General features: G+C 37.4%; 21 protein-coding genes. 13 read left to right on the forward strand and 8 right to left on the reverse strand.

Annotated elements, in window-relative coordinates:
• Positions 1–7: 7 nt before the first annotated feature.
• Together RT723_RS05910 and RT723_RS05915 are read left to right on the forward strand one after the other, a co-directional pair.
• A complete protein-coding gene (locus RT723_RS05910; RefSeq protein WP_315946257.1) occupies positions 8–1,780 on the forward strand; it encodes a serine hydrolase in 1,773 nt (590 codons plus the stop codon).
• Entirely contained in the window at positions 1,777–2,985 is a 1,209-nt protein-coding gene (locus tag RT723_RS05915) for an MFS transporter (RefSeq protein ID WP_315946258.1), read from the forward strand. The genes RT723_RS05910 and RT723_RS05915 overlap by 4 nt, the downstream gene beginning before the upstream one ends.
• Positions 2,986–3,014: 29 nt before the next feature.
• Here RT723_RS05915 and RT723_RS05920 read toward each other — a convergent pair whose 3' ends face one another.
• The 4 genes from RT723_RS05920 to RT723_RS05935 form a co-directional block, all read right to left on the reverse strand.
• Positions 3,015–3,749, reverse strand: a complete 735-nt coding sequence (locus tag RT723_RS05920; RefSeq protein WP_315946259.1) for a sulfite exporter TauE/SafE family protein — start codon at positions 3,747–3,749, stop codon at positions 3,015–3,017.
• A 60-nt stretch (positions 3,750–3,809) separates the two neighbouring features.
• Positions 3,810–4,511 (reverse strand): pirin family protein, encoded by a 702-nt coding sequence (locus RT723_RS05925; RefSeq protein ID WP_315946260.1) that lies wholly within the window; start codon positions 4,509–4,511, stop codon positions 3,810–3,812.
• A gap of 101 nt (positions 4,512–4,612) precedes the next feature.
• The gene (locus tag RT723_RS05930; RefSeq protein WP_315946261.1) at positions 4,613–5,506 is read right to left on the reverse strand and encodes a LysR family transcriptional regulator; all 894 of its coding nucleotides are present in this window, start codon (positions 5,504–5,506) and stop codon (positions 4,613–4,615) included.
• A 46-nt stretch (positions 5,507–5,552) separates the two neighbouring features.
• On the reverse strand, positions 5,553–6,404 hold the full coding sequence (locus tag RT723_RS05935) for a pirin family protein (protein ID WP_315946262.1): 852 nt from the start codon (positions 6,402–6,404) through the stop codon (positions 5,553–5,555).
• A gap of 210 nt (positions 6,405–6,614) precedes the next feature.
• On the opposite strand from RT723_RS05935, the gene RT723_RS05940 reads away from it, so the two are divergent.
• Positions 6,615–7,235, forward strand: a complete 621-nt coding sequence (locus tag RT723_RS05940) for an FMN-dependent NADH-azoreductase (protein WP_315946263.1) — start codon at positions 6,615–6,617, stop codon at positions 7,233–7,235.
• 32 nt (positions 7,236–7,267) lie between these two features.
• Positions 7,268–8,065 carry a DODA-type extradiol aromatic ring-opening family dioxygenase gene (locus RT723_RS05945; RefSeq protein ID WP_315946264.1) on the forward strand — a complete coding sequence of 266 codons (798 nt, stop codon included), beginning with the start codon at positions 7,268–7,270 and terminating at the stop codon, positions 8,063–8,065.
• Between the two features lie 176 nt (positions 8,066–8,241).
• Here RT723_RS05945 and RT723_RS05950 read toward each other — a convergent pair whose 3' ends face one another.
• Both RT723_RS05950 and RT723_RS05955 read right to left on the reverse strand, forming a co-directional pair.
• The gene (locus RT723_RS05950; RefSeq protein WP_315946265.1) at positions 8,242–10,596 is read right to left on the reverse strand and encodes a Tex family protein; all 2,355 of its coding nucleotides are present in this window, start codon (positions 10,594–10,596) and stop codon (positions 8,242–8,244) included.
• A 240-nt stretch (positions 10,597–10,836) separates the two neighbouring features.
• Positions 10,837–11,601, reverse strand: coding sequence for a substrate-binding periplasmic protein (locus RT723_RS05955; RefSeq protein WP_315946266.1), 765 nt, complete (start codon positions 11,599–11,601; stop codon positions 10,837–10,839).
• A gap of 198 nt (positions 11,602–11,799) precedes the next feature.
• Between RT723_RS05955 and greB the strand changes: the two genes are divergently transcribed.
• From greB to RT723_RS06000, 9 genes are all read left to right on the forward strand, one after another.
• Complete coding sequence (gene greB, locus RT723_RS05960; protein ID WP_315946267.1) at positions 11,800–12,315, forward strand: transcription elongation factor GreB; 516 nt, start codon at positions 11,800–11,802, stop codon at positions 12,313–12,315.
• Between the two features lie 163 nt (positions 12,316–12,478).
• Positions 12,479–12,979, forward strand: a complete 501-nt coding sequence (locus RT723_RS05965; RefSeq protein WP_315946268.1) for a YehS family protein — start codon at positions 12,479–12,481, stop codon at positions 12,977–12,979.
• Between the two features lie 169 nt (positions 12,980–13,148).
• Positions 13,149–13,919, forward strand: a complete 771-nt coding sequence (locus tag RT723_RS05970; RefSeq protein WP_315946269.1) for an EAL domain-containing protein — start codon at positions 13,149–13,151, stop codon at positions 13,917–13,919.
• Between the two features lie 169 nt (positions 13,920–14,088).
• Positions 14,089–14,814 (forward strand): DeoR/GlpR family DNA-binding transcription regulator, encoded by a 726-nt coding sequence (locus RT723_RS05975; RefSeq protein ID WP_315946314.1) that lies wholly within the window; start codon positions 14,089–14,091, stop codon positions 14,812–14,814.
• Positions 14,815–14,869: 55 nt separating this feature from the next.
• Positions 14,870–16,702 (forward strand): glutamine--fructose-6-phosphate transaminase (isomerizing), encoded by a 1,833-nt coding sequence (gene glmS / locus RT723_RS05980; RefSeq protein ID WP_216055121.1) that lies wholly within the window; start codon positions 14,870–14,872, stop codon positions 16,700–16,702.
• Positions 16,703–16,938: 236 nt separating this feature from the next.
• Positions 16,939–17,181: a helix-turn-helix domain-containing protein gene (locus RT723_RS05985; protein WP_216055114.1), complete on the forward strand. Its 243-nt coding sequence runs from the start codon at positions 16,939–16,941 to the stop codon at positions 17,179–17,181.
• A 26-nt stretch (positions 17,182–17,207) separates the two neighbouring features.
• Complete coding sequence (locus RT723_RS05990) at positions 17,208–18,476, forward strand: HipA domain-containing protein (protein ID WP_315946315.1); 1,269 nt, start codon at positions 17,208–17,210, stop codon at positions 18,474–18,476.
• Between the two features lie 114 nt (positions 18,477–18,590).
• A complete protein-coding gene (locus RT723_RS05995; RefSeq protein WP_315946270.1) occupies positions 18,591–19,229 on the forward strand; it encodes an NAD(P)H-dependent oxidoreductase in 639 nt (212 codons plus the stop codon).
• A gap of 321 nt (positions 19,230–19,550) precedes the next feature.
• Positions 19,551–20,780, forward strand: a complete 1,230-nt coding sequence (locus RT723_RS06000; protein ID WP_315946271.1) for an EAL and HDOD domain-containing protein — start codon at positions 19,551–19,553, stop codon at positions 20,778–20,780.
• A gap of 107 nt (positions 20,781–20,887) precedes the next feature.
• Here the strand turns inward: RT723_RS06000 and RT723_RS18025 are convergent, their stop codons facing one another.
• Entirely contained in the window at positions 20,888–21,082 is a 195-nt protein-coding gene (locus RT723_RS18025) for a CBS domain-containing protein (protein ID WP_346432570.1), read from the reverse strand.
• 377 nt (positions 21,083–21,459) lie between these two features.
• A complete protein-coding gene (locus RT723_RS06010; protein ID WP_315946273.1) occupies positions 21,460–23,061 on the reverse strand; it encodes a sulfatase-like hydrolase/transferase in 1,602 nt (533 codons plus the stop codon).
• Positions 23,062–23,411 lie beyond the last annotated feature (350 nt).

Consider the following 23,411-nt stretch of genomic DNA (forward strand, 5'->3'; position numbering starts at 1 on the left):
GCTCTCAATGTTGATGCTAATGATGACATCATGGTTAGTGCATGCTGATGGTGGATCTCAGGATACGGCTGATACGATATTACAATCTTTGCTAGATCAGGTTGTGCCTGTGGGGAACTTAGCACCGATTGATTATGCCTCTTGGCCACAAGCCAAATATAAAAACGCAATAGCAGCAGGGCAAGTTCAAGGTCAAGTCACCATAAAAGCAAATGTCCAACAAAGCTATTTAGAACTTATAGAAACGAGTGACAGTTATAATTTTGAATTAACAACTCGCCCTGCTGATTTTACAGTTAAGCGTCAAGTCTTACCTGACATGCAGTTTGACTTTGTCACTTACAAAAATAAGTTTATCCCAGCAAAGCAGCAATTATCCATAAGTGATCATCCACATTGGGATTATATTTTGGCAGTGGGGGATATTTGGCAAGTTGAACCAAACCAAGCTATTTATCATGTCACTATGCCGTTTAACTTAGTCGAGAAGAATCAAAACTGTGTTCACAATGGCGTATTAACTTTTGTGATTGATAACCGTCAAAATAAGGCAGTGCAGTCACCGTTTTATTATCAAATAAGCAGCGAAACTTGTTTGTATTACAAAGTGGATATGTGGGGAAATGGTCAAGTTTCTATAGCTAAATCGAAAGATACAACAGGCTCATTATCCCAAGGTTTGTTAACACAATACCAACAACAACAGCATGATTTGTTACCAACTAAAACAATGGCTTTTTTAACTGCGCCTAAGCCAGATAAAAAAGGGAGTAAACAACTTGGCTTTAGCCAATTAAGTTTACCTAACTTAATAAAACCAGAGGACATGACGAGTTATGGTTTAACACTGAACGGCCAACATTATGTGTCCCAGTGTCAAACTCGCGCCGGAGTTTATCCCTATTGTGCAGAGCTTGTATTACCGTCGTATTCAACAGCTAAAACCATATTTGCAGGACTTAGTATGGTGTTGTTACAACAAGAATATAACGAACTTTATCAACAGAAAGTGTCCGACTGGGTGCCAGAATGTAACTCAGCCCAATGGCAAGATGTGACCTTTTTACAATTATTAAACATGACAACCGGAAATTATGATTCGTCGTATCAAACCGGTGATGAAGGGGCTGAACATAGCCAAATATTTTTTGCCGCAGGGCAACATAACACTAAAGTTAAATACGCCTGCCAGCAATTTAAGCGTAAAACCACACCGGGTACTAAGTTTGTTTATCACACCTCAGATACTTATTTATTAGGTACGGCGTTAAACCAGTTTATTAAAGCTAAAAAAGGCCAACAAACGGATGTATATGATTATGTTTTTGCCAACAACTTATGGAAAAAACTAAAACTAAATCCGGTGGCATATTCAACGTTAAGAACAAACGATGATATTGGCCAACCTTTTGTTGGTTATGGTTTGTTTTTTACCCGTGATGATGTGTTTAAAGTTAGTCAGTATTTGGCAACCGTTAGCGCTAGGTTGTTTAATTCACAACAAGCAGAACAAGGTGCATTAACTAGTTTTGCCAGTACCCGTTATGACAAAAGTTTTTGGAAACAAAACATAGCGTCACATACAAACTGTAATCAAGATCATTGGTTACCCTATTTATCCGGATACGGCGGTATATCCGTTGTATTGGTACAAGCTAACACTCAATATTTTTATTTTAGTGACAGCGGCATTTACGACTGGAGTCAAGCGATTACAGGACTAGATTCCGAATTCCCCATTTGCTCGCCAACCAATTTGCCATTTAAGGACAAGCAATGACTGAATCCACACAAACATTAGAACCTAACGGCACCACCGTTGGAGAAATGAAGAAAGAGCATAAATACAAAGTAGCGGCCAATGGAATATGGGCACGTGTGTTTTTAGCGTTTTTGACAACCGCAGGGATATTTTATATCAACATAATGCCAGCTGTGGTTACGGGGTTAAAACAAGGGTTAGGCTTTACTACCCAACAAGCCGGCTTTGTTAGCTCGGCGAATTTATACGGTGCTTCTATTGGTGCATTAGTCGCTGTGTTTATTATAAAAAAAATCAATTGGCGTTCATGGTCATATATTTTATTAGGCATGATTTTAGCCATAGATCTCATGAGTGTTTACGTTACCAATCCCAATGTCATGGTTGTTATTAGGGCATTACATGGTTTAACGGGAGGACTATTAGTGGGCATTGGTTTTGCCATCATTTCTCGCACGTCTGAGCCAGATAAAACCTTTGGTTATCTGTTATTTATTCAATGGGGGTTAGGAGGATTAGGCTTGATGTTTATTCCTAATTTGGTTCCGTTATATGGTGTCGGTGCGTTGTTTTATTCGTTAATGGCATTCACGTTAGTATCTCTTTGCATGTTGCCTTTTTTAACTGATTATCCAGTAAATGAAGCCGATAAAAAACGCAATTCAGAACAAGTTATTAAACGCATACCTTTGTTTTTTACTTTGTTCGGTATCTTCCTTTTCCAAGGTGCCAATATGGGCTTGTTTGCTTATATGATCGGCATAGGTAAGGTAGAAGGATTAACGCTAGACTTTATGAGTCCAGCGTTAGGTATGGCTAGTTGGATAGCGCTAGTTGGTGCTTTTGCCGTGATGATCATTGGCACTAAGTTAGGCCGAGCTTATCCTTTGTTATTTGGCATCATAATTACCGCACTGTGCAGTTGGTTATTACACTACAGCGAAGTACCAGAAATGTATTCAGTCATGAATTTCATCATAGGCATCACGTGGGCGTTTGTATTGCCCTATTTATTTGGGATGTGTGCTGAGTTTGATAAGGCTGGTCAGTACGCTGCCATGGGTGGGTTTGCTTCCAAAATGGGGTTAGCCAGTGGCCCTATGGTGGTGGCCTTAGTCATTGCCGATGAAAATTACTCAGGCGTGATAAACCTAGCCGCGGTGGCACTTATTGCTTGTGCAATTGTAGTGTTTAAACCTGCTAGGTTATTAGATAAAGGTTAGCGCTGGGTAAACCAATTAACAAACAGGTCTCAATTGGCGGTGAAAATTAACCAGCCGCCTAATACTAACAACAGGTAATTCATCACTTTTAAAAATAATTGTTTATCGAGTTTGTTGTTTATCTTTATGCCTAACCAGTGACCGACAAAGGCCAATGGAATAAAGGTTAAAGCGGTTAATACCAGATCCGTAGTTAAAAAACCCAGTGAGATAAAGCCGATTAACTTCACAAGGTTCATAATGGCAAAAAATATGGCTGCTGTTGCCACAAACTTAGTCGGCGCTAAGCCTATTGCGCTGAAATAAATGATCAGTGGTGGGCCTCCAGCATGGACAAAAGTACTAGAAATTCCGGACAGAGTTGACATGATATAAGCACCAACTTTGTTATTCAGTATGTGTAACTGTATCTGTTTAAACAGGATGTTTTTAACAGCAAAGACAATACAAATGAGGGCAATAATATAACGTAGATCCTCAGCATTAATAACATCAATTAATAAGTTGGCAATGACAATGCCAATCAAAGCGCCAGGTATTAGTGATTTTAATAAAGCACTATCCCACTGTTTCCAAAAGCCTTTTACTGTCATTATATCGGCAATGATCAACAATGGCAGCATCAGGCCTATAGCTTCAATAGCGCTGAACTTAATCATCAAAAGCGGTACTGCAAATACACCTAGCGCACCGGCAAATGCGGATTTGGAAATACCAATCAGTAATACAACAAAACCTACAATAATGACTGACGATATTTCCATGTTTATCCTTTTTGCTTATGTATGAAACCGATTGAGTTGTTAACTCGGCAAGTTAAACCGCTATTTAGGTAGGTTAAACCAAAGCGCTTCAAGTGCTGATTTGGCAGTGACTTGATGACTTTGTTCAGGATCAAACGCAAAGGCATCTCCCGCCACAAACTCAGGCTCTTCAGTGAGATCATCCACAGCCAAACTTCCTTTAACAATATGTAAGTACCCCACACTTTGTTCTGAATTTAAGGTGAATTGCTCTCCTGTTTTTAATACTAAACGAGACAGTTTTGCGTTTTGATTAATCGCTAATGTGTCTTCTGATCCCGTGGGGGTAATTAACGGCGTTAGTTGTCCTTGCTGTGGAATACTTTTTTGTTCATAACTTGGCGAAATGCCCATTACATTAGGTTGTATCCAAATTTGTAAAAACTTAACTGCATTAGTGCTAGAGGCATTAAATTCGGAGTGCATAACACCTGTACCAGCACTCATACGCTGGATGTCACCGGCAGGGACAATATATTTATTTCCGGTACTGTCTTCGTGTTTTAACGAACCTTCAATAACATAAGAGATAATTTCCATGTCGCGGTGGCCATGAGTACCAAAACCTTGTGCTGGCATTACCATGTCGTCATTGATAACACGTAAAGCTGATACACCCATATGTTTTTCGTCGTGGTAATGACCAAAAGAAAAACTATGTTTGCTCTTCAACCAACCTAAATCTACCTGACCTCTGTCTTGTGAACGTCTAATGTATTTCATAATGAACTCCTTTAATCTAATTATTGATGTCAGTTTAATATTCATTTAAATAGATTAAAATTATCAATTATGGTGTAAATCATTCTGTTAATGAGAATGAACTAGTTATTATATAGGGTTAAACATTGATGACGTAATTCCGTTAAAAAACAATTTGCCGCGGGGCCTAATCTGTCTACGTCTTTAAAAATCAAAAACAATTGAGCTGACCTTTTACTGTTGTGATTTAGCCGCAAAGGTAAAAGTTGACCATTACTAAGTTGCGACTCAATTGAGCTTACGGGCAACCATGCGAAACCTAACCCTTTACAGATCATATCTATAGAGGTTTGAATATGGCTAACGGTCCAGCGCTGATTTGCCCCCAACCAACCTTCATCTTTTTTATGGCCTGATGCCGAGTCGCGCACCACAATTTGGCGATGGCTTTTTAGATCTTCTAACGTGAGTTCAGCATTGAGCTGATGTAACGGATGTTCTGGGCTGGCAACACCTACGAACTCAATGTGACAGAGGCTTTCACTCAGTCCAGTATTTAACGTGGTGGGAGAAATTGCGATATCGACTTTGGTATTTTCAAGTAATTCATTGGAACCATTTAACACAGTTTCAATTAACTCTATTTGTAATAGAGGGTATTGATGAGAAACATTTTCTAATACGCTAAACAATATCGACTGAGGGAAAATTTCATCAATAGCGATACGTAAACGACTTTCAGTGCCTTGTCCTAATGTATGCCCAACGGCTTCTACTTTGGCCGCCTCATCTAGTAAAAAGTTTGCCCGTCTTAACATTAAAGTGCCAGCTTCGGTGAGCACGGTTTTTCTCCCTTCAATAGTGAAGAGTTTAACCCCTAACGATTCTTCAATTTTCCCAACGGCATTATGGATACTTGATTGGCTTTTATATATGCCTTGTGATGCTTGGTTAAATCCACCAAACTCCACAACCGACCGAAACATGCGCCACTGCTCTAATGTGATTCTTAACACTTATATCACTCTACTTATTTAGTTTTTACCAATGTTTGATAACAGATCACAGCGGGATATATTCTTTATTATCATCAGGGATCGTTGGGAAACGTCCGTTATTCCAATCATCTTTGGCTTGTTCGATTCGTTCTTTATTAAACGAAACAAAATTCCAGAATAGAAAAGGGACGTGTTCAAATTTATCACCCCCTAACATAATAAAGCGGGTGTTTTGTGTAACTTCAATTTCATGTTCACCCTGCTCCAGTAAAACAAACTCACTGGCACTGAAGTTGTCTCCATTGATACTCACTTCACCATAAATAGGTAAAATAGCGGTTTCTTGAGCTGGATTTGGAATTTGAATGGTCTCACCTTTTTCTGCAACCACATCAAGGAAAAACATGGGCCAATAGGTTTTTGCGGGCGAGTTCATACCATAAGCGTCACCCACTACTAATCGTTTCATCACGCCTTGATACAAATAGTTTGGCAATTGCTGTTTATTAACATGGATAAATGAGGGATCAAGTTCAGCCTTTTCTTCAGGTAAGGCAATCCAACATTGCAAGCCACTAATAGAGTGATCATTTGCCCTAACTTCAAAACTTTCCCGCTCAGAATGCACAATACCTTTTCCAGATGTCATCCAATTAACATCACCTGGGTGAATTTCTGCAATATTACCTAAAGAATCACGATGCAAAATACTACCTTCAAATAGATAGGTTAAGGTAGAAAGGCCAATGTGTGGATGGGGTCTAACATTAATACCTTGGCCTGCATCGAAGTGACTTGGCCCCATTTGATCAAAAAAGATAAATGGCCCAACCATACGTTTTTGTTGGTGTGGTAATACACGTTTAACGGTCAAGCCCCCTAAATCGTGGTCTTTTGCTTTTAGAAGTATGGCCATAGTATTTCCTTTAAGTATTGATTTTGGTGGTAAATAAATGCTGAGCTGCACTAACAAAATGTTATTCAAGTGTTATCAAACTAACCGAACTCAAGGTTGTAAACCATTCTGTTTAATAGAATGATTTGTGCGTAATTTACCAATTTCATTCATTTCAAAATAACATAATACTGTGCTCAAGATAATTAATATTTAAGTAAGGTATGTAACATGAACACTTCAACTAATGTAAAAAACGTATTATTAATTAATTCATCACTTAATGGTGAACAAGGTAATTCTAATAGGTTGGCTAGTGAATTTGTTGCCAAATTATCAGAAAAATTTGAAGTCAAAGTGACTGAGCGTGATTTAGCCAAAGATCCACTACCTCATTTGAGCCAAGCTGAGATGGGGGCATGGATGACGGCAGCAAACGATCGAACCGAAGAACAAGTTCAATTAGCTGACATCTCTGACTCTCTAATTGAAGAACTGAAAAATAACGATACTTTAGTCATAGGTATGCCTATGTATAACTTTGGCATTCCTTCTACCTTTAAAGTGTGGATTGATAGAATTGCCAGAGCCGGTATTACATTTAGTTATACTGAGAATGGGCCAGTAGGATTGTTGGAAAGTAAAAAGGCGATCATTGTCGCGGCACGTGGTGGCATGTATGCGGGCACACCAAAAGACAGCCAGAGCCAGTATCTTAAAGATGTATTAGCTTTTGTTGGTATTACGGATGTACAGTTTATTTATGCTGAAGCGTTAAATATGCCAGCGAAAGATGAAAATGTTATTTTGGCAAGACAAGCAATGGATGTGACTGCTGAAGCGTTAATCTAAACTCGATAAATAATCGTTCTAGAGTAAAAAGTATGAACAATAATCCCAAAGCATTATTTATCTCCCATGGTGGTGGGCCAATGCCACTTTTGGGAGATGAGGGGCATAATGAGATGATTGATTGTCTGCAGGGCATATCAAATCAAATTAACAAGCCGTCAGGGATTATCGTTATCAGTGCACACTGGGAAGAACAAGCGACTACTATCACGGCTAATGCTTCGCCTTCTTTGATATATGATTACTCTGGTTTTCCAAAAGAAGCTTATGACATTCAGTATGCATGTAAAGGTATGCCTTTATTAGCGGAGCAACTGCATGGGCTGTTTGGCTCAGCAGGGATAAAGTCTAAGTTGGATACGCAGCGTGGATTTGATCATGGAGTATTTGTTCCATTAAAAATCATGTTTCCAGATGCGGACATACCTTGTATTCAAGTGTCTTTAGTTAATTCCCTTGATCCAAAAGAGCACTTAAAGATTGGGCAAGCGATCAAACAGTTAGATGTTGAAAACTTGTTAGTTATTGGTTCCGGATTTACGTTTCATAATATGAAGGCTTTTTTTGCCCCGCATAATAAAGAGGTAGAGTTTATAAATACTTCTTTTGAGCACTGGTTATTAAACACCTGTTCAAATAAAGAGATCAGTGAAAGTGAAAGAGTAGAGCTATTAACCAATTGGGAACAAGCTCCAGGCGCTCGATACTGTCATCCAAGAGAAGAGCATTTATTACCTTTACATGTTTGTTATGGCGTAGCACAAAGCGCATGTTCACAGACTTTTGAAGTGAAGATTCTCAATAAAAAATCAAGCATGTACCTTTGGTAAATTTTGAGTGTAAATACTGAAATAAAAAAGCCGACAGTGTTTATTTATAACACGTCGGCTATTATATTTTTCTCGAAACTCGAAACTCGAAACTCGAAACTCGAAACTCGAAACTCGAAACTCGAAACTCGAAACTCGAAACTCGAAACTCGAAACTCGAAACTCGAAACTCGAAACTACTTCTTAGCTTTCTTAAACGCATCCGCAAAGGCATTGCCCATCGCGCCGCCGCCCAAAGAGTTACCGCCGCCAAACGAACCAGAATTATTAGATGACTTGTTATTAGCGCGTGGTTTTTTCTCACTTCGAGTCGACTGAGATTGACTCGGTTTATTATTCGATTTAACTGAAGCTTGTTCATCCATACGCATGCTTAAACTAATGCGTTTACGAGGAATATCTACTTCCATCACCTTCACTTTCACAATGTCACCGGCTTTTACTATTTCAGACGGGTCGGAAATAAATTTGTCAGTCATTGATGAGATATGAACTAAACCATCCTGATGAACACCTATATCAACAAATGCACCAAAGTTAGTCACGTTAGTGATTACACCTTCTAAGATCATGTTTTCCTTTAAGTCTTTTAAGGTTTCGACACCGTCCTTAAAGGTAGCCGTTTTAAATTCAGGGCGAGGGTCTCTCCCTGGTTTATCTAGCTCTTTAATAATGTCTTCAACGGTTGGTAAACCAAATTTGTCATTGGTGTAATCTTTAGGATTTATCTTAGATAAAAAGTCAGAATTGCTAATAACATCGTTTACCGCAAAGCCACTTTGTTTGATGATTTCAGTTACCACTGGGTACGCTTCTGGGTGAACTGACGATGCATCTAATGGGTTGTCACCGTTAACAATTTTTAAGAAACCAGCACATTGTTCAAATGCTTTTGGTCCCAAACGTTCAACATTTTTTAAATCTTTACGGTTTTTAAAACTACCATTGCCATCGCGGAATTTAACTATGTTGTTAGCTAAGGTTTTATTAAGACCAGATACTCGGCTTAATAACGGAATTGAAGCAGTATTTAAGTCAACGCCAACGGCATTTACACAGTCCTCAACCACAGCGTCTAAGCTTTTTGATAATGAACTTTGGCTCACGTCATGTTGATATTGGCCAACTCCAATGGACTTAGGTTCAATCTTCACTAATTCAGCTAATGGGTCTTGTAAACGACGAGCAATAGATACCGCTCCACGGATAGATACATCTAAATCTGGGAATTCCTTAGATGCAAATTCACTGGCAGAATAGATAGAAGCGCCTGCTTCACTGACCATGATTTTACTTAGTTTTAATTCTGGGCAAGCTTTGATCACTTCAGCGGCTAACTTGTCAGATTCTCTTGACGCTGTACCGTTACCAATCGCGATTAATTCTGCTTTATGCGTGCGGGCTAATAGCTCAATGGTGCGCATTGATTTTGCCCAGTGGTTTTGTGGTTCATGTGGGTAAATAGTGGCCGTATCTAGTAACTTTCCGGTTTGATCCACAACCGCAATTTTACAACCGGTTCTAAAACCAGGGTCAATACCGATTGTGGTTTTTGCACCAGCAGGGGCAGCCATTAACAAGTCATTTAAATTTTTAGCAAATACACGGATGGCTTCTTGTTCGGCATTTTCTCGAATTTCAGATAACAGTTCGTTTTCCATCGACATAGAGATTTTGATCTTCCATGTCCACTGCACAACCGACTTCATCCATTTATCACCAGCTTTTTGATTGAAGTTCAAATCAAAGTGATTGGCAATAATGCTTTCCACTTGAGATTCTCTTACTGGAGTATCTTGACCAGGGTCGGCGTTTAATACCAATTGTAAAACCCCTTCATTTCTTCCGCGTAACATAGCAAGTGCACGATGTGATGGGGTTTTAATAGCTAATTCAGAGTGATCAAAATAATCACGGAATTTAGCGCCTTCGGTTTCTTTACCTGGGATAACTTTAGCTTCAAGGTAAGCATTTTGTTTTAAATAACGACGTACTTTTGTTAACAGTTCAGCATCTTCGGCAAAACGTTCCATTAAAATGTACTTAGCACCGTCTAATGCGGCTTTAGTGTCAACAACATCATCAGAAATATATGCCTCGGCTTGTTGTTCTGGGTCTAAGTTTGCATCTGCATATAGAGCATCCGCTAATGGCTCTAAACCTTGTTCAATAGCGATTTGTCCTTTGGTGCGACGTTTAGGTTTGTAAGGTAAGTATAAGTCTTCTAAACGGGTTTTATTGTCTGCGGTTAAAATTGCCTTCTCTAATTCCGGTGTGAGTTTGTCTTGTTCGGCAATCGATTTTAAGATCACTTGACGGCGCTCTTCTAACTCTCGTAAATAGATAAGACGTGTTTCTAAATTACGCAATTGGGTATCGTCTAAACCACCGGTCACTTCTTTACGATAACGCGCGATAAATGGAACGGTTGAACCTTCATCTAATAAGGTAATAGCTGCAATAACTTGTTCGGTACGGGCTGAGATCTCTTCAGCAATCAATTGAGGAATAGTTTGACTAACAACAGACATAGGTTTGAAGTCCTTGAAAATAGAGACACGTTGCTCTTATAAAAAATAATCTTATAAAAATAAACTGACAAATATAGGCGGTCAGCATAAGTACGAATACAAAAATAATACAGCAATATATTGAGACTAAATTTGGGTTTTAAATAACAATACTAAAATAAATCAGGTTAATTAAAACTAACCAGTAATAATGGGAAGCTATTGGGGAGAATATATAGGCATTAACCTAAAAATTGACCATTAATGATGGATTAGAAATTGCTCATTGTATTGTTCAGGATGTATAATCTTCCACTGTTTTTCTATTTTATTAAACAGACTTTGACTGACTAATTTTTTACTAAATGCAAAGTAAACTAAGTTTTCGTGCAGGGTAAATAGTTTTGTGAAGCTATTTTTAAAGTTATCTAACAGCATTAATTCGTCGACAACTTGTTCATCTTCAAAAGATATAGCCACTCTGTCTAACATTAACAATGATAAGTTATTTTGATTTACTGAAAGCTGAATTAAGCGATTGGATACGTTCGGGTTATTTTGTAATGCGGTTTGCCATTGTGCTCCATAATAGGCTCCTCTTGTAACAGAGATCAGGCCATCATGTTCCAATAATTGAGTTAAGTTTTTGATTTTGTTTTGCAAGTCTGTACGTCCAACTGCAACAATTCGTTCTGTGTGATAAGGGCCTAAAAAGTAGAAGTATTTTTCGCGTTCAATCGTTTTTGACATGCCGATCATGATAGCAAGTTCGCCATCTTTCAACATTTTAAACGCTCGCGCATTTGGTAATGATATTTGTTCCAATGTGCAAGAAGATCTTTTCATTACGTCATCTAACAAAGTATAAGATTGAATCGCTAATTTGTTAATGGAGTAATTCATAGGTAAGAAGTTATCTTGTGAAAATTCGATTCTTACACTTAATTTGCAGTCATTTTGCTTGGCGTACACACAAAATGAGCAAATAAAAAATACAAATAAAGCTTTAGGCAATAAAGAATTCATTCTGGATAACAAGTTTTCAACATTGAAAATAGTATTATATACCAATTTCAAGGATAAATTGGGTTTAAAGCACGTGTATTCAGGGGTAATAATTATTCCGCCACCCCGTTTTTAACTAATATTAGTTAATAGTTTGTACATTCAAATGTATTAGTTTTAAATACGACAATCGATCGCAATAATAAGTAAGACATATCCATGGGGCGTTACAGAAAGCCAGATCCTGAGTTGTTAACCAAAACCAATTACATCACACGTGATGGTTACGACAAGCTTGAAAAAGAGCTGACCTATTTATGGAAAGACGAACGACCTCGAATTACTAAGTCGGTATCAGAAGCCGCTGCTCAAGGTGACCGTAGTGAAAACGCAGAGTATATTTACGGAAAAAAACGCTTACGTGAAATTGACTGGCGTGTGCGTTTTTTAACCAAACGGTTAGAAGCGTTAAAAGTGATATATCCATCGGTTGAGCAAGAAGGCAAAGTGTTCTTTGGTGCCTGGGTTGAAGTGGAAAACGACGACGGCGAACTTACCCAAATTCGAATTGTGGGGCCAGATGAAATAGACGTTTACAAAAAGTGGATTAGTATAGATGCGCCTATGGCCAGAGCATTAATTGGCAAACAAGTGGACGAAGAAGCTTGGGTGCAAACTCCCACAGGAAAAGTATGTTACATAGTAAATACCATCAGCTATGTTGCCCCTAAATAAGCGTTTGAGCAAACACCTGTAGAGTGAACGGAATAAATAAAAGTATTCATGATCTGACTTTATTGTGCACAACAAGTATAATACAACTATTGCACCAATTTAATGGGTAACTGGTTTATTGATCAGCACACCCAATTTCAGTATTTATAATCAGGAAACAACCATGACTAACAATGACATTTTACGTCGCATCCGTTATAGCTTTGACTTTAGTGACTCTGCAATGATGAAAGTATTTGCCGCAGCCGATCAAAAAGTAACGCAAGAACAAGTAACAGCATGGTTGAAAAAAGACGATGATCCACGTTATGTAAGTTTGCCAGATCCTATGATGGCTACGTTTTTAAATGGTTTAATCAACGAAAAACGTGGTAAACGTGATGGCGCACAACCAGCCCCAGAGCAAAAATTAACTAATAACATCATCCTAAATAAATTAAAAATAGCGCTTAATTTAAAAGCGGAAGATTTATTAGAATATTTGGAATTAGCCAACTTTAGCTTAGGTAAACATGAGTTAAGTGCGTTTTTCAGAAAAGTAGGTCATAAACATTACCGCGAATGTAAAGACCAAGTTATGCGTAACTTCTTACAAGGTTTGCAAATCAAATTACGTGGTGAAGTAGACGCGACTGAAAATAATGAAGAGCCAGAAGCGGAATAGAAAAGCCATAAGTTTTAAGCTGTAAGGCTGTAGAGATGTGACCCTGTGAAAGTTGGGCAGGGTTAATTTAACAAGTCTGTATTTCTACAAATATAGGCAGCTAAATTACTGTGAGAGGTTGAAGTTACGTAATTGTTGTTAACTTTAAGCTTTGATTTAAGAGGTTAAAATGGGTCAAACTGAAACCGTTATTTACGATAGATTTTCTTGTAATAAATGTGCCGATAAAGGTCACCTAGACTTTGATTTTACCATGGCGTTTCAACCCATTATTAACTGCAAAAGCCAAACTATATTCGGCTACGAAGCTCTGGTTCGAGGTTTAAATAACGAATCTGCTTATTCCATAATCTCCAAAGTAAATGACGATAACCGCTATTTATTTGACCAACTATGCAGAGTCAAAGCTATTTCATTGGCCGCCGAACTCAATTTAGACTCTATGCTGAGTATCAACTTCCTTCCGAATGCCATATACAAGCCGGAACGTTGTATTCGCACCACATTAGACGCCGCTAAAAAGTATGGTTTTCCTACAAAAAGAATAATGTTTGAGTTTACAGAGTCTGAGAAAATAGATGACAGTCACTTTATTAAAGGCATTGTTGAGTTTTATAAGAATGCAGGCTTTATTACCGCGATTGACGATTTTGGTTCTGGCTATGCGGGACTAGGTTTATTGGCTGACTTTCAGACCAACATTATCAAGTTTGATATGGAATTAATACGTAACATTGACCAAGATGTGACGAGACAGCTTATCATTAAAAATTGTATGAACTTGTTTAAAGAACTGAATATCACACCGTTAGCTGAAGGCATTGAAACAATTGAAGAAATGTTATGGTTAAAAAACTGTGGCATTGAATTAATGCAAGGTTATCTATTTGCTAAGCCGGGGTTTGAAAGTCTGCCAGATGTGGACTTTGACAAACTGTAAAATAGCCAGTTAAAAAGCGCATGTGCGCTTCCTCGGATTTGTTTCATTCCAATGACAAACAATACTAAATTAACCCTTGATTAAATTTCATTCGAAACTATAATCTTCCGAATCGAAAGTTAATGGTTTTTTTTGTGCAAAAAGAAATACTCAATCCCGCCGACGTTCAATCGTTGAATTAGTTAATGATCAACAAGAAGTTACTGTTGATGAATTAACGACTATGTTCAATACCTCTGAAGTTACCATACGTAAAGATCTTACAGCCCTTGAGTCTAATGGCTTATTATTACGTAAATACGGTGGCGCTATTGCTTTACCGACAGGCTCATCAGAATTAGCGGGGCCGGAAGTTTCGAAACGAAAGCAAGCTATCGCCAAGGCAGCCGCTGCATTGATAAAAGATCATAACCGCATTGTTATAGACAGTGGCAGTACAACGTCTGCTGTTTTATCTCATGCTCAACATGTGCGTGGATTGGTGGTGATGAGTAATTCATTAGAAGTTGCCAATCATATTCTTGAGCTAGAAAACGAACCTACCTTGTTAATGACAGGTGGGACTTGGGATGCGCAATCACATTCATTCCAAGGTCAGTTAGCTGAGAGCATGTTAAAAGCTTATAACTTTGATCAAGCATTTTTAGGTGCATCTGGTTTAGATGTTACCCGTGGCTCTACGACGTTTAATGAATTAACCAACTTAAGTCGCGTAATGGCAGAAGTGTCACAACAGGTGATTGTATTGGCTGAGTCAGAAAAGTTAGATAGAAAAATACCGAATTTAGAATTGAGTTGGCAAGACATAGACGTGTTAGTAACAGACACAGATATTGATGCTGAAAGTGAGCGCTTAATTACGGCTCAAAACGTATTAGTTATAAAAACAAATTAAAACAGGGAACGGCCAATAAGATGGGTCGTTAACTAAATAGATATTGGAGAGAATTATGTGTGGGATCGTTGGTGGTGTTGCTGAGCGTCATATTGTTAATATTTTATTAGAAGGCCTAAAGCGCCTTGAATACCGTGGATATGATTCTGCAGGTGTTGCGTTAATGGAAAATGATGGTTCATTACAACGTGCGCGTGAAGTTGGCAAAGTGAAAAACTTAGCCGATGCGGTCGCGTTATCAAAAGTGAATGGCACCACAGGTATTGCGCATACTCGTTGGGCAACCCATGGCGGTGTAACACAAGCGAATGCGCACCCACATATGTCTAACGACGCCATTGCACTAGTACATAACGGTATTATTGAAAACCACGAGTCTTTACGTACAGAATTACAAAACAAAGGTTATGAGTTCACCTCTGCAACCGATACCGAAGTAATCGCACATTTAGTTCACGAAAACCGTAAAGGTACAGATAGCTTATTAGCCGCAGTGCAAATGTCAGTGAAACAGTTAGATGGAGCTTATGGAACCGTAATTATGGAACCTGCTAATCCAGACCGTATTGTGGTTGCGCGTTCAGGAAGTCCGTTAGTTATAGGTGTTGGTATTGGAGAGAACTTTGTTGCTTCTGATCAATTAGCATTATTACCTGTGACACGTCAGTTTATCTTTTTAGAAGAAGGTGATGTTGCCGAGATCACTCGTGATCAAATTAATATTTTTGATGCGGATGGCAACCCTGTTGAGCGTGAAATTAATGAATCTACCGTTACTCATGATGCGGGTGACAAAGGTGAATACCGTCACTACATGATGAAAGAAATTCATGAACAACCTGCAGCTGTTCGTAATACGTTACTTAATCGTATTAATGCAGACACAGTAATAGAAGAATACTTAGGTGAAAACGCCGCAGAAATTTTACAGGGCATTGACCATGTGCAAATCATTGCTTGTGGTACGTCTTATCACTCGGGCATGGTTGCGCGTTACTGGTTAGAGTCACTTGCTAATGTGAGTTGTAACATTGAGATAGCCTCTGAATTTAGATACAGAAAATCGTTTGTACCAGCTAACTCGTTAATTGTGACTATCTCACAGTCAGGTGAAACAGCAGATACATTAGCGGCATTACGTTTAGCAAAAGAGATAGGTTATAAAGCCAGTTTAACTGTATGTAACGTACCTGGTTCATCATTAGTACGTGAATCTGACTTGGCCGTTATGACTAACGCCGGTGCTGAAATTGGTGTGGCGTCAACTAAAGCCTTTACTACGCAGTTAGTGGCATTGTTAATGTTAACGGCTTCATTAGGTAAACAAAAAGGCATGAGTGCTGAGTTACAAAAACAAATCGTAACGGCATTAGCAACTTTACCGAACAAGCTAGAAGAAACACTGACAATGGCACAAGGCATTGAAAAATTAGCAGAAGAGTTTGCTGACAAACATCACAGCCTATTTTTGGGACGTGGCGAGCAATACCCAATTGCAATGGAAGGTGCGTTAAAGCTAAAAGAAATTTCGTACATTCACGCAGAAGCGTATGCTGCGGGTGAATTAAAACATGGCCCATTAGCGTTAATTGATGCAGAAATGCCAATCATTGTTGTTGCACCAAATAACGAATTGTTAGAAAAATTAAAATCTAACGTTGAAGAAGTTCGCGCCCGTGGCGGTATCTTGTATGTCTTCGCAGACAAAGACGCACAGTTCAAAGGCGACGATACAATGCGCGTGATGGAAGTACCACACGTAGATCCGTTAATTGCGCCAATTGTTTATACAATACCGCTGCAATTATTAAGTTACTACGTAGCCATTATCAAAGGCACAGATGTTGACCAACCACGTAACCTTGCTAAGTCAGTTACGGTTGAGTAATTAAGTAAGGAAGGTATTAATCTATAAAAAGCCGACGAAAGTCGGCTTTTTTGTAAAGGTTTGAAACAAAAATGAATATCCCAAAGCCACTTGAAAGTACTTTTTAATCCACAAGACGTTTAAATCAAAATATACTAAAAACGTAATAATTCACAAATATACTAAATAAGTAATATTTGTAAAATATACCAAATGTGTAATAATTAAAAAAATATACTAAATTGGTAATAAATACTATGAAATTTACAACAAACATTCAGCTTGGCGTGTTAATCGCGAACAAGCGTAAAAAGTTGGGATTAACCCAAACCCAACTATCTGAAATGTGTGGCATAAATCAAAAAGACATCTCTCTTATTGAGTCAGGAAAAAGTCGTCCTGACATTGAACGATTGTTACCTATTCTCTCTAAGTTGAAGCTAGAAATGCAGCTTGTGGATAAAGAAACAGATAAACCTACCTACACAACTTCTTGGTAACTATTATGGATACCTTGTATTGCTACATGAATGGAATAAAAGTGGGTGAGCTGACAAGAAATAAACATCATGCTTTGTTTTTTACCTACTCTGCTAGTTGGTTAAATAGTCCTTATGCTCGAGCAATATCTCTGTCTATGCCGTTGACGGCTAAACGTTATTCAGGCGATGTGGTGGTTAATTATTTTGATAATTTATTACCCGATTTACCAGAGATAAGACGAGTAGTACAAACACAAGTTGGGGCTGACTCTATTGAACCATTTGATTTGTTAACCGCTGTTGGTAGCGATTGTGTTGGTGCGTTACAACTGTTAACTCATGATGGTACAAACGGGGTTACCGGACTTGGCGACAAACTGTCAGACGATGAAATTTGCGTTATTTTAAAAGAATTAGAGCATAAGCCGCTTGGAGTTGATAAAGGACAAGAATTTAGGCTGTCTATTGCTGGCGCGCAATCAAAAACCGCATTGTGCTACAAAGGTGGTAACTGGCATAAGCCTATAGGTGAAACACCCACAACCCATATTTTCAAATTGCCAATGGGGAGAGTGACCGACCAACATATAGATTTTAATGACAGCTGCGAAAACGAACACTACTGCATGACGTTAGCTAGAGAGTTTGGATTGGATACGCCAAACTCAATGGTAAAAAAGTTTGGCGATACAAAAGCATTTATCGTTGAGCGATTTGACCGAAAATTCAATTCAGATGAGGGCGTGACATATAGACTACCTCAAGAGGACTTTTGCCAAGTATTTAATGTAAATTCAGGTTTAAAATATCAAAGCCAAGGTGGTATAGGGATAGAGAAAATCTATAAAATGTTATTGGGCTCTGATAACGACAAAGACTTAAAAGACTTCATGAAAGCTCAAATATTTAACTGGCTCATAGCGGGAATTGATGCGCATGCAAAAAACTACAGTGTATTTTTATTACCCGGTGGAGGTTTTAAGCTAACGCCATTTTATGATCTGTTGTCTGCTTATCCATTATTTGATGATGGACTTAATTACCGTGAGGTTAGTTTGGCTATGGGCCTACGAAGTACTCATGGACTTAAGTATAAATGGCGTAAAATTCAAACAAGACATTTCTTTAATACGGCAAAGGAAGTTGGGTATTCCTTATCTGACATGAAACAAAATATTGAAATGTTTTACGACACGGCAACACAAGCGATGGAAAGTGCCACTAACAAGGTTTTAAAAAATAATAAGGACGGTGATTACTCTTGCATTGACTCTGTTAATGCCGGCATAAAAAAATCATTCAAAGCAAAGTGATTATAAATCCATTTGAAAAATAAATACTGAGTCAAACAATAATCATCTAAGGTACTTGTTTTTAAAGGTTTAAGTGCAATATAACGTGAAACTATTACTTTAACTGAGAGATACATGACTGAATTACTAAAAAACTTACAATGGCGTTACGCCGCAAAAAAAATGGACTCAACTAAACCGGTTAGCCAGGAGAAAGTTGACTATATATTAGAGTCTATTCGATTAAGCGCTAGCTCTAGTGGTTTACAGCCATATGAGGTTTTTGTTGTAACCAATCCTGACGTTCGCAAACAAATCTTACCGCATGCTTGGAACCAAGCGCAAATTACTGATGGTTCTCATTTATTAGTTTTTGCTGCGTGGGATAATTACACGGCTGAACGCATTAACACTATGTTCGATTTAGTTAACGAAAAACGTGGTGGTACTAATGAAGGTTGGGAAAACTACCGTCAAATGCTATTAAATACTTACCCACAGCGTGATGCTCAAACCAACTTTGAACATGCTGCTCGCCAAGCTTATATCGGGCTAGGTTCGGCGCTTATCGCGGCCGCTGAACAGAAAGTCGACAGCACGCCAATGGAAGGGTTTGTTCCTGAACAAGTTGATGCAATCTTAGGCCTTAAAGAACGCGGATTAAAGTCGGTTATATTATTGCCTTTGGGTTATCGTGAGGCGGAAGGTGACTGGTTAGTTAATTTAGAGAAAGTTCGTCGTTCAACACAAGATTTTATTACCGAAATTAACTAAATTATAACTTAGAGGTAAGTCCATCCTGAACAAAAATGCTGAGTGAATAGCTCAGCTTTTTTACGAGAATAGGTGGTTGTTCGTATTAACGTAATTAATTCGTCAGCATATTTTCTTACCAGTGAACATTGATCTAATACTAAAAGGTTATAGTGGTTTTGGGCTTTAGGTTATTAAATAACGCTAAACCTTGGTTTACTGTATTGAAAAAATATTTAACTTCGCTTTACGTTCGTTTTGTATGGGTGTGAATTTTTCTAACATTATTAGAAAGTGAACTATACTGATGGACTGAAATACAAATAGGATAGCGTTTTTTTCATGGGTAATAAATTCATAGCAAGGCAAGCCATTTTAGATCGTAGTAAGAATATATTTGCTTATGAGCTTCTATATAGAAATAGTTTCGAAAATTTTTACAGTTGTACAGATGAAGAGCAAGCCACATCTCAAATTATTTTCCAAAATCATATCTTTGGTGATTTAGCGAATATTTGCTCACAAAAAAAAGCATTTTTGAACTTAGACGAGAAGTCTATATTAGCTAAAGTACCACTCCTATTAGATAAAAAAACGGTGGTGGTTGAATTATTAGAAACCATCAATGTTACCCCTGAAGTCATTAAAGCCGTGTCTTTGTTATCCAATAAAGGTTTTATATTGGCTCTGGATGATTATGACCTTTCAGATAAGTGGGACCCTCTATTACCTTTTATTTCAATAATTAAAGTGGATATTGAAGATATATCATTAGATGACATTGCGAATTTAAAAAACAGTCAGTTTGTATTAAATAATGATATAAAAATTGTTGTGGAAAGAGTTGAAACTCACGAGCAATTTGAAGCGCTGTATGAAATTGGAGTCGATTATTTTCAAGGTTATTTTTTTCACAAACCAGAAATTAACTCAGGTTACTTTATTGAACCTATTAAATTAAACTTACTTCTGTTGTTCACCGAAATATGTCAACCGAGCATGGATTTTAATACCATTGCAAAAATCATTTCCCAAGACGTTAGTTTAATAAATGGCACATTACGATTAGTGAATTTAAAAGCGGAGCAAACCCGTGTAGAAATTACGTCAATAAAACAAGCTGTAACCTTTTTAGGTGCGGAAAAGATTAAACAATTTATTGCGATTATTGCGATTATTGCGATGTCAAAGCTGTCCTCTGATAGTACCAATGAGCTGTTAACTGAGTCATTAATGCGCGGTAAAATGATGGAACACATATCGACTTTTCCAGCATTTTCATCAATAAAACCTTTTGCATTTATCACCGGAATAATGAGTCATATCGATGCAATTTTACATTGTCCGTTAGAAGAGTTAATTACCGACTTACCGTTAGCTAAAGAGATTAAAGCCGCTTTAATTAACAAAGAGGGATTGTTGTATGAAGGGTTGGAAATAGCCAAATATTTTGAAAACGTTGAAGTGCAAAAATCAATTACGGTATTAATGGAAAAACATAATATTGCTGAAGATGCATTGTTTGATAATTTTAACAGCGTATTAGCTTGGTGTAAGGAAGTGTGCGGCTAGGTTACGCACACTTTTTCTGTCATGAGGCGATTAATCATATTGAAAACCGTAGCGGTTGAAAATGACTAACGGCTTAATATTTCCAATTTAGCGCATCTTTCTATTAATTAATTGGCATTTGGCTCAGCATCTCGTTCATCTAAAATAGAGACTTGCAGTAAGGCTTCAATAACATCCTCTAGGGTAATTATTCCTTGTATCTCGCCATATTCATCGACCACTAAAGAAATATGTGCTCTTTGTGTAAGCGAAATACTTTTGCCCTTGGGGTCATGATTTCTCGTAAGAAATATCTCTAAAATTTAACAAACTTTGAATTATGTCAGACTCACCTTTATGTAAAGCGCCAGACTACAAACCAAATTTTGTCATTGCTTCAATTTCTGAATGCATATAATGACTCTCATCGTCATTTGTTTAAAATAATTAGTAACAAGTTCAGACATATAAACAAAAGGCTTTAACCACCAGACCAGATAAGCCCAAACAGTAGAGACCGAAGGTGCAAGCTGACGCTAATAATTAGCCCCTAATGTTTAAGGGATTATTTTAGAAAATACAAGGACAAATAAAGTCATTATTGCAGAGGCGATACCTATAGTAGAGTCACACATATATGTGTGAAGCTTGTACAGAAATACCGGCAGCCCCATAAATACAATTTGATCAATATTTAGCTTTATTCACAACTCATTTGCTTTTGTTGCAATAAGTCATATTGTAAATAACCTGCATTACCATACAGATCAGTGCCATTGAGATAGTATTTATGTAACTTCTCATTTGGATTTGTGATGTCATAACCGAGTACTTTTGCTATATATTTTGAAATTAAGTAGTGGTTTGTTAAACACCCTATATTGCTTCTCACATCATCTAATGATTGTTCAGATAAATTAACGCCATAGAAAAAGAATGGTACTTTAGCCGCTTCAATATCCACCACATTATGACCAAACTGACCATTTTGTCCTAATAATTCACCATGGTCTGCGGTAAAGAATATATATGTTGGTTTATTGGTGCTCTTGAAAAAGTTGAACAGCTCAGTAATTATTTTTTGTGTATATAAAACCGAGTTGTCATAACTGTTTCTCATATAACTTTCATAATTATCGTTATTTACTGGGAATTTCTCATCGGAAGCAGGGTAATTATCTACGTATGGAGCATGCGCACTTCTCATATGCAAAGTTAAAAATTGAGGCTGATTGTAATCCAGTTTCAAGTCTTTAAGTTCTAACAGAAGCCTATTGTCGTAGTCGCCATCATATTTATTTAAGTCTTTGTTTTCTTTCCAAGTGTCGATATGGCTAGGTGAAAAAGAAAAACTGAGTGCTCCTGCATTTTTTTGCGTCGTAATGTAATGGGTGTTGTACCCCGCCTCTTTGGCAAGCTTAAATAAACTGGTTGTTGATTTATTAAAGTGTTCCACGTTATTAGGTTCATACACAGTATTAAAAAATAAGGCTAATGAAACCCTAGTAGATACTGCACTAGATATTGATTTTGAAGATATAAAATTACTGTTTTCCAAGAATACTTTTAAATCAGGTGTTGTATCGCGGTTGTATCCAAACATCCCCATATTCAAATAACTTAGGCTTTCACCCATAATGACGACGACATTCGCATCTTTAGGTTCGATAGTTGTTACTTCGTAAGGTAAATACGAAACAATCTTATCTTGTAACCCAAAGCTTATTTTTAATAAACGAGCAAAAAAATAGGAATGGCTATACAAGCCGTTCTTTAAAGAAGAATGAGCTATATTGGGTTGGAATTTTTGTGACGATTCGGATTTTAATGATTGTATAAAAGGCAGTAATACTAAAACCACTAACAAATAACCACCCCACTTTGTGGTTATAATTTGAGTTCTATATTTATTTAATGAATATATGGATGCGACAAATAGCAATGTTGAACATATTGCAGGCAATACCAAGAAGTCTGCTACATCTAAAAAACCTAATACTGCATCGTGATATTCACGAGTCATCAGCTCGATATCGAAAGCACTATAGAACCTGCCAAAATATTCAAAATACATTATTTGAGAACTTTGCCAGAAGAAGAACAAGGTTAAAATTGAAACGTTAAGTTTGTAACTTCTACTCAAGATGATAAAAATCACAAATAATAGAGTGATGATTGAACTTTTTAAATCAAAGCCAGCAATATATTTGTCATTGACTGAACCATAGACAATGTCAGGAAGGATTACAAATAGGGCTAAAACTACAAAAACTAAGAATGATTTATATAGTCTATCAGTCATAATGTTGTTTAATTATCCATCAAATAAGATAATGAATATTATAACTTTTTTGAATCAGCAGTCTAAATATATCTTGTTATAAACGCATTTATTCTCTGTCCCTAGAGTTGAATCCTATAGATACAATGATTAAATTTTATTTAATCGTTTGGGGGGTAATGATGTTCAAGGTGCAAGCTAATCATTATTGTGAATCAAATTTTTTCAAAAAAATTATTCACAGAGGTAAGCCGAGTATTTAGTGTTTCTTTATTAATAAAAAAGAAGATCTTCTATAAATAAATTTAGTTTTTATAACTGGCGTGTGTTGATCTTAATGAACATTGGGCCCTTGGTGACATGAGTCTATA

The organism is Psychrosphaera aquimarina (assembly GCF_032461525.1).
Classification (GTDB): domain Bacteria; phylum Pseudomonadota; class Gammaproteobacteria; order Enterobacterales; family Alteromonadaceae; genus Psychrosphaera; species Psychrosphaera aquimarina.

Coding starts and splice junctions, on each gene's coding strand:
- RT723_RS05940 (WP_315946263.1), top strand. CDS start 6,615: ATGAACACTTCAACTAATGTAAAAAACGTATTATTAATTAATTCATCA.
- RT723_RS05955 (WP_315946266.1), bottom strand. CDS start 11,601: ATGAATTCTTTATTGCCTAAAGCTTTATTTGTATTTTTTATTTGCTCA.
- RT723_RS05950 (WP_315946265.1), bottom strand. CDS start 10,596: ATGTCTGTTGTTAGTCAAACTATTCCTCAATTGATTGCTGAAGAGATC.
- RT723_RS06010 (WP_315946273.1), bottom strand. CDS start 23,061: ATGACTGATAGACTATATAAATCATTCTTAGTTTTTGTAGTTTTAGCC.
- glmS (WP_216055121.1), top strand. CDS start 14,870: ATGTGTGGGATCGTTGGTGGTGTTGCTGAGCGTCATATTGTTAATATT.
- RT723_RS05995 (WP_315946270.1), top strand. CDS start 18,591: ATGACTGAATTACTAAAAAACTTACAATGGCGTTACGCCGCAAAAAAA.
- RT723_RS05915 (WP_315946258.1), top strand. CDS start 1,777: ATGACTGAATCCACACAAACATTAGAACCTAACGGCACCACCGTTGGA.
- greB (WP_315946267.1), top strand. CDS start 11,800: ATGGGGCGTTACAGAAAGCCAGATCCTGAGTTGTTAACCAAAACCAAT.
- RT723_RS05945 (WP_315946264.1), top strand. CDS start 7,268: ATGAACAATAATCCCAAAGCATTATTTATCTCCCATGGTGGTGGGCCA.
- RT723_RS05920 (WP_315946259.1), bottom strand. CDS start 3,749: ATGGAAATATCGTCAGTCATTATTGTAGGTTTTGTTGTATTACTGATT.
- RT723_RS05925 (WP_315946260.1), bottom strand. CDS start 4,511: ATGAAATACATTAGACGTTCACAAGACAGAGGTCAGGTAGATTTAGGT.
- RT723_RS05970 (WP_315946269.1), top strand. CDS start 13,149: ATGGGTCAAACTGAAACCGTTATTTACGATAGATTTTCTTGTAATAAA.
- RT723_RS06000 (WP_315946271.1), top strand. CDS start 19,551: ATGGGTAATAAATTCATAGCAAGGCAAGCCATTTTAGATCGTAGTAAG.
- RT723_RS05935 (WP_315946262.1), bottom strand. CDS start 6,404: ATGGCCATACTTCTAAAAGCAAAAGACCACGATTTAGGGGGCTTGACC.
- RT723_RS05910 (WP_315946257.1), top strand. CDS start 8: ATGTTGATGCTAATGATGACATCATGGTTAGTGCATGCTGATGGTGGA.
- RT723_RS05965 (WP_315946268.1), top strand. CDS start 12,479: ATGACTAACAATGACATTTTACGTCGCATCCGTTATAGCTTTGACTTT.
- RT723_RS05990 (WP_315946315.1), top strand. CDS start 17,208: ATGAATGGAATAAAAGTGGGTGAGCTGACAAGAAATAAACATCATGCT.
- RT723_RS05985 (WP_216055114.1), top strand. CDS start 16,939: ATGAAATTTACAACAAACATTCAGCTTGGCGTGTTAATCGCGAACAAG.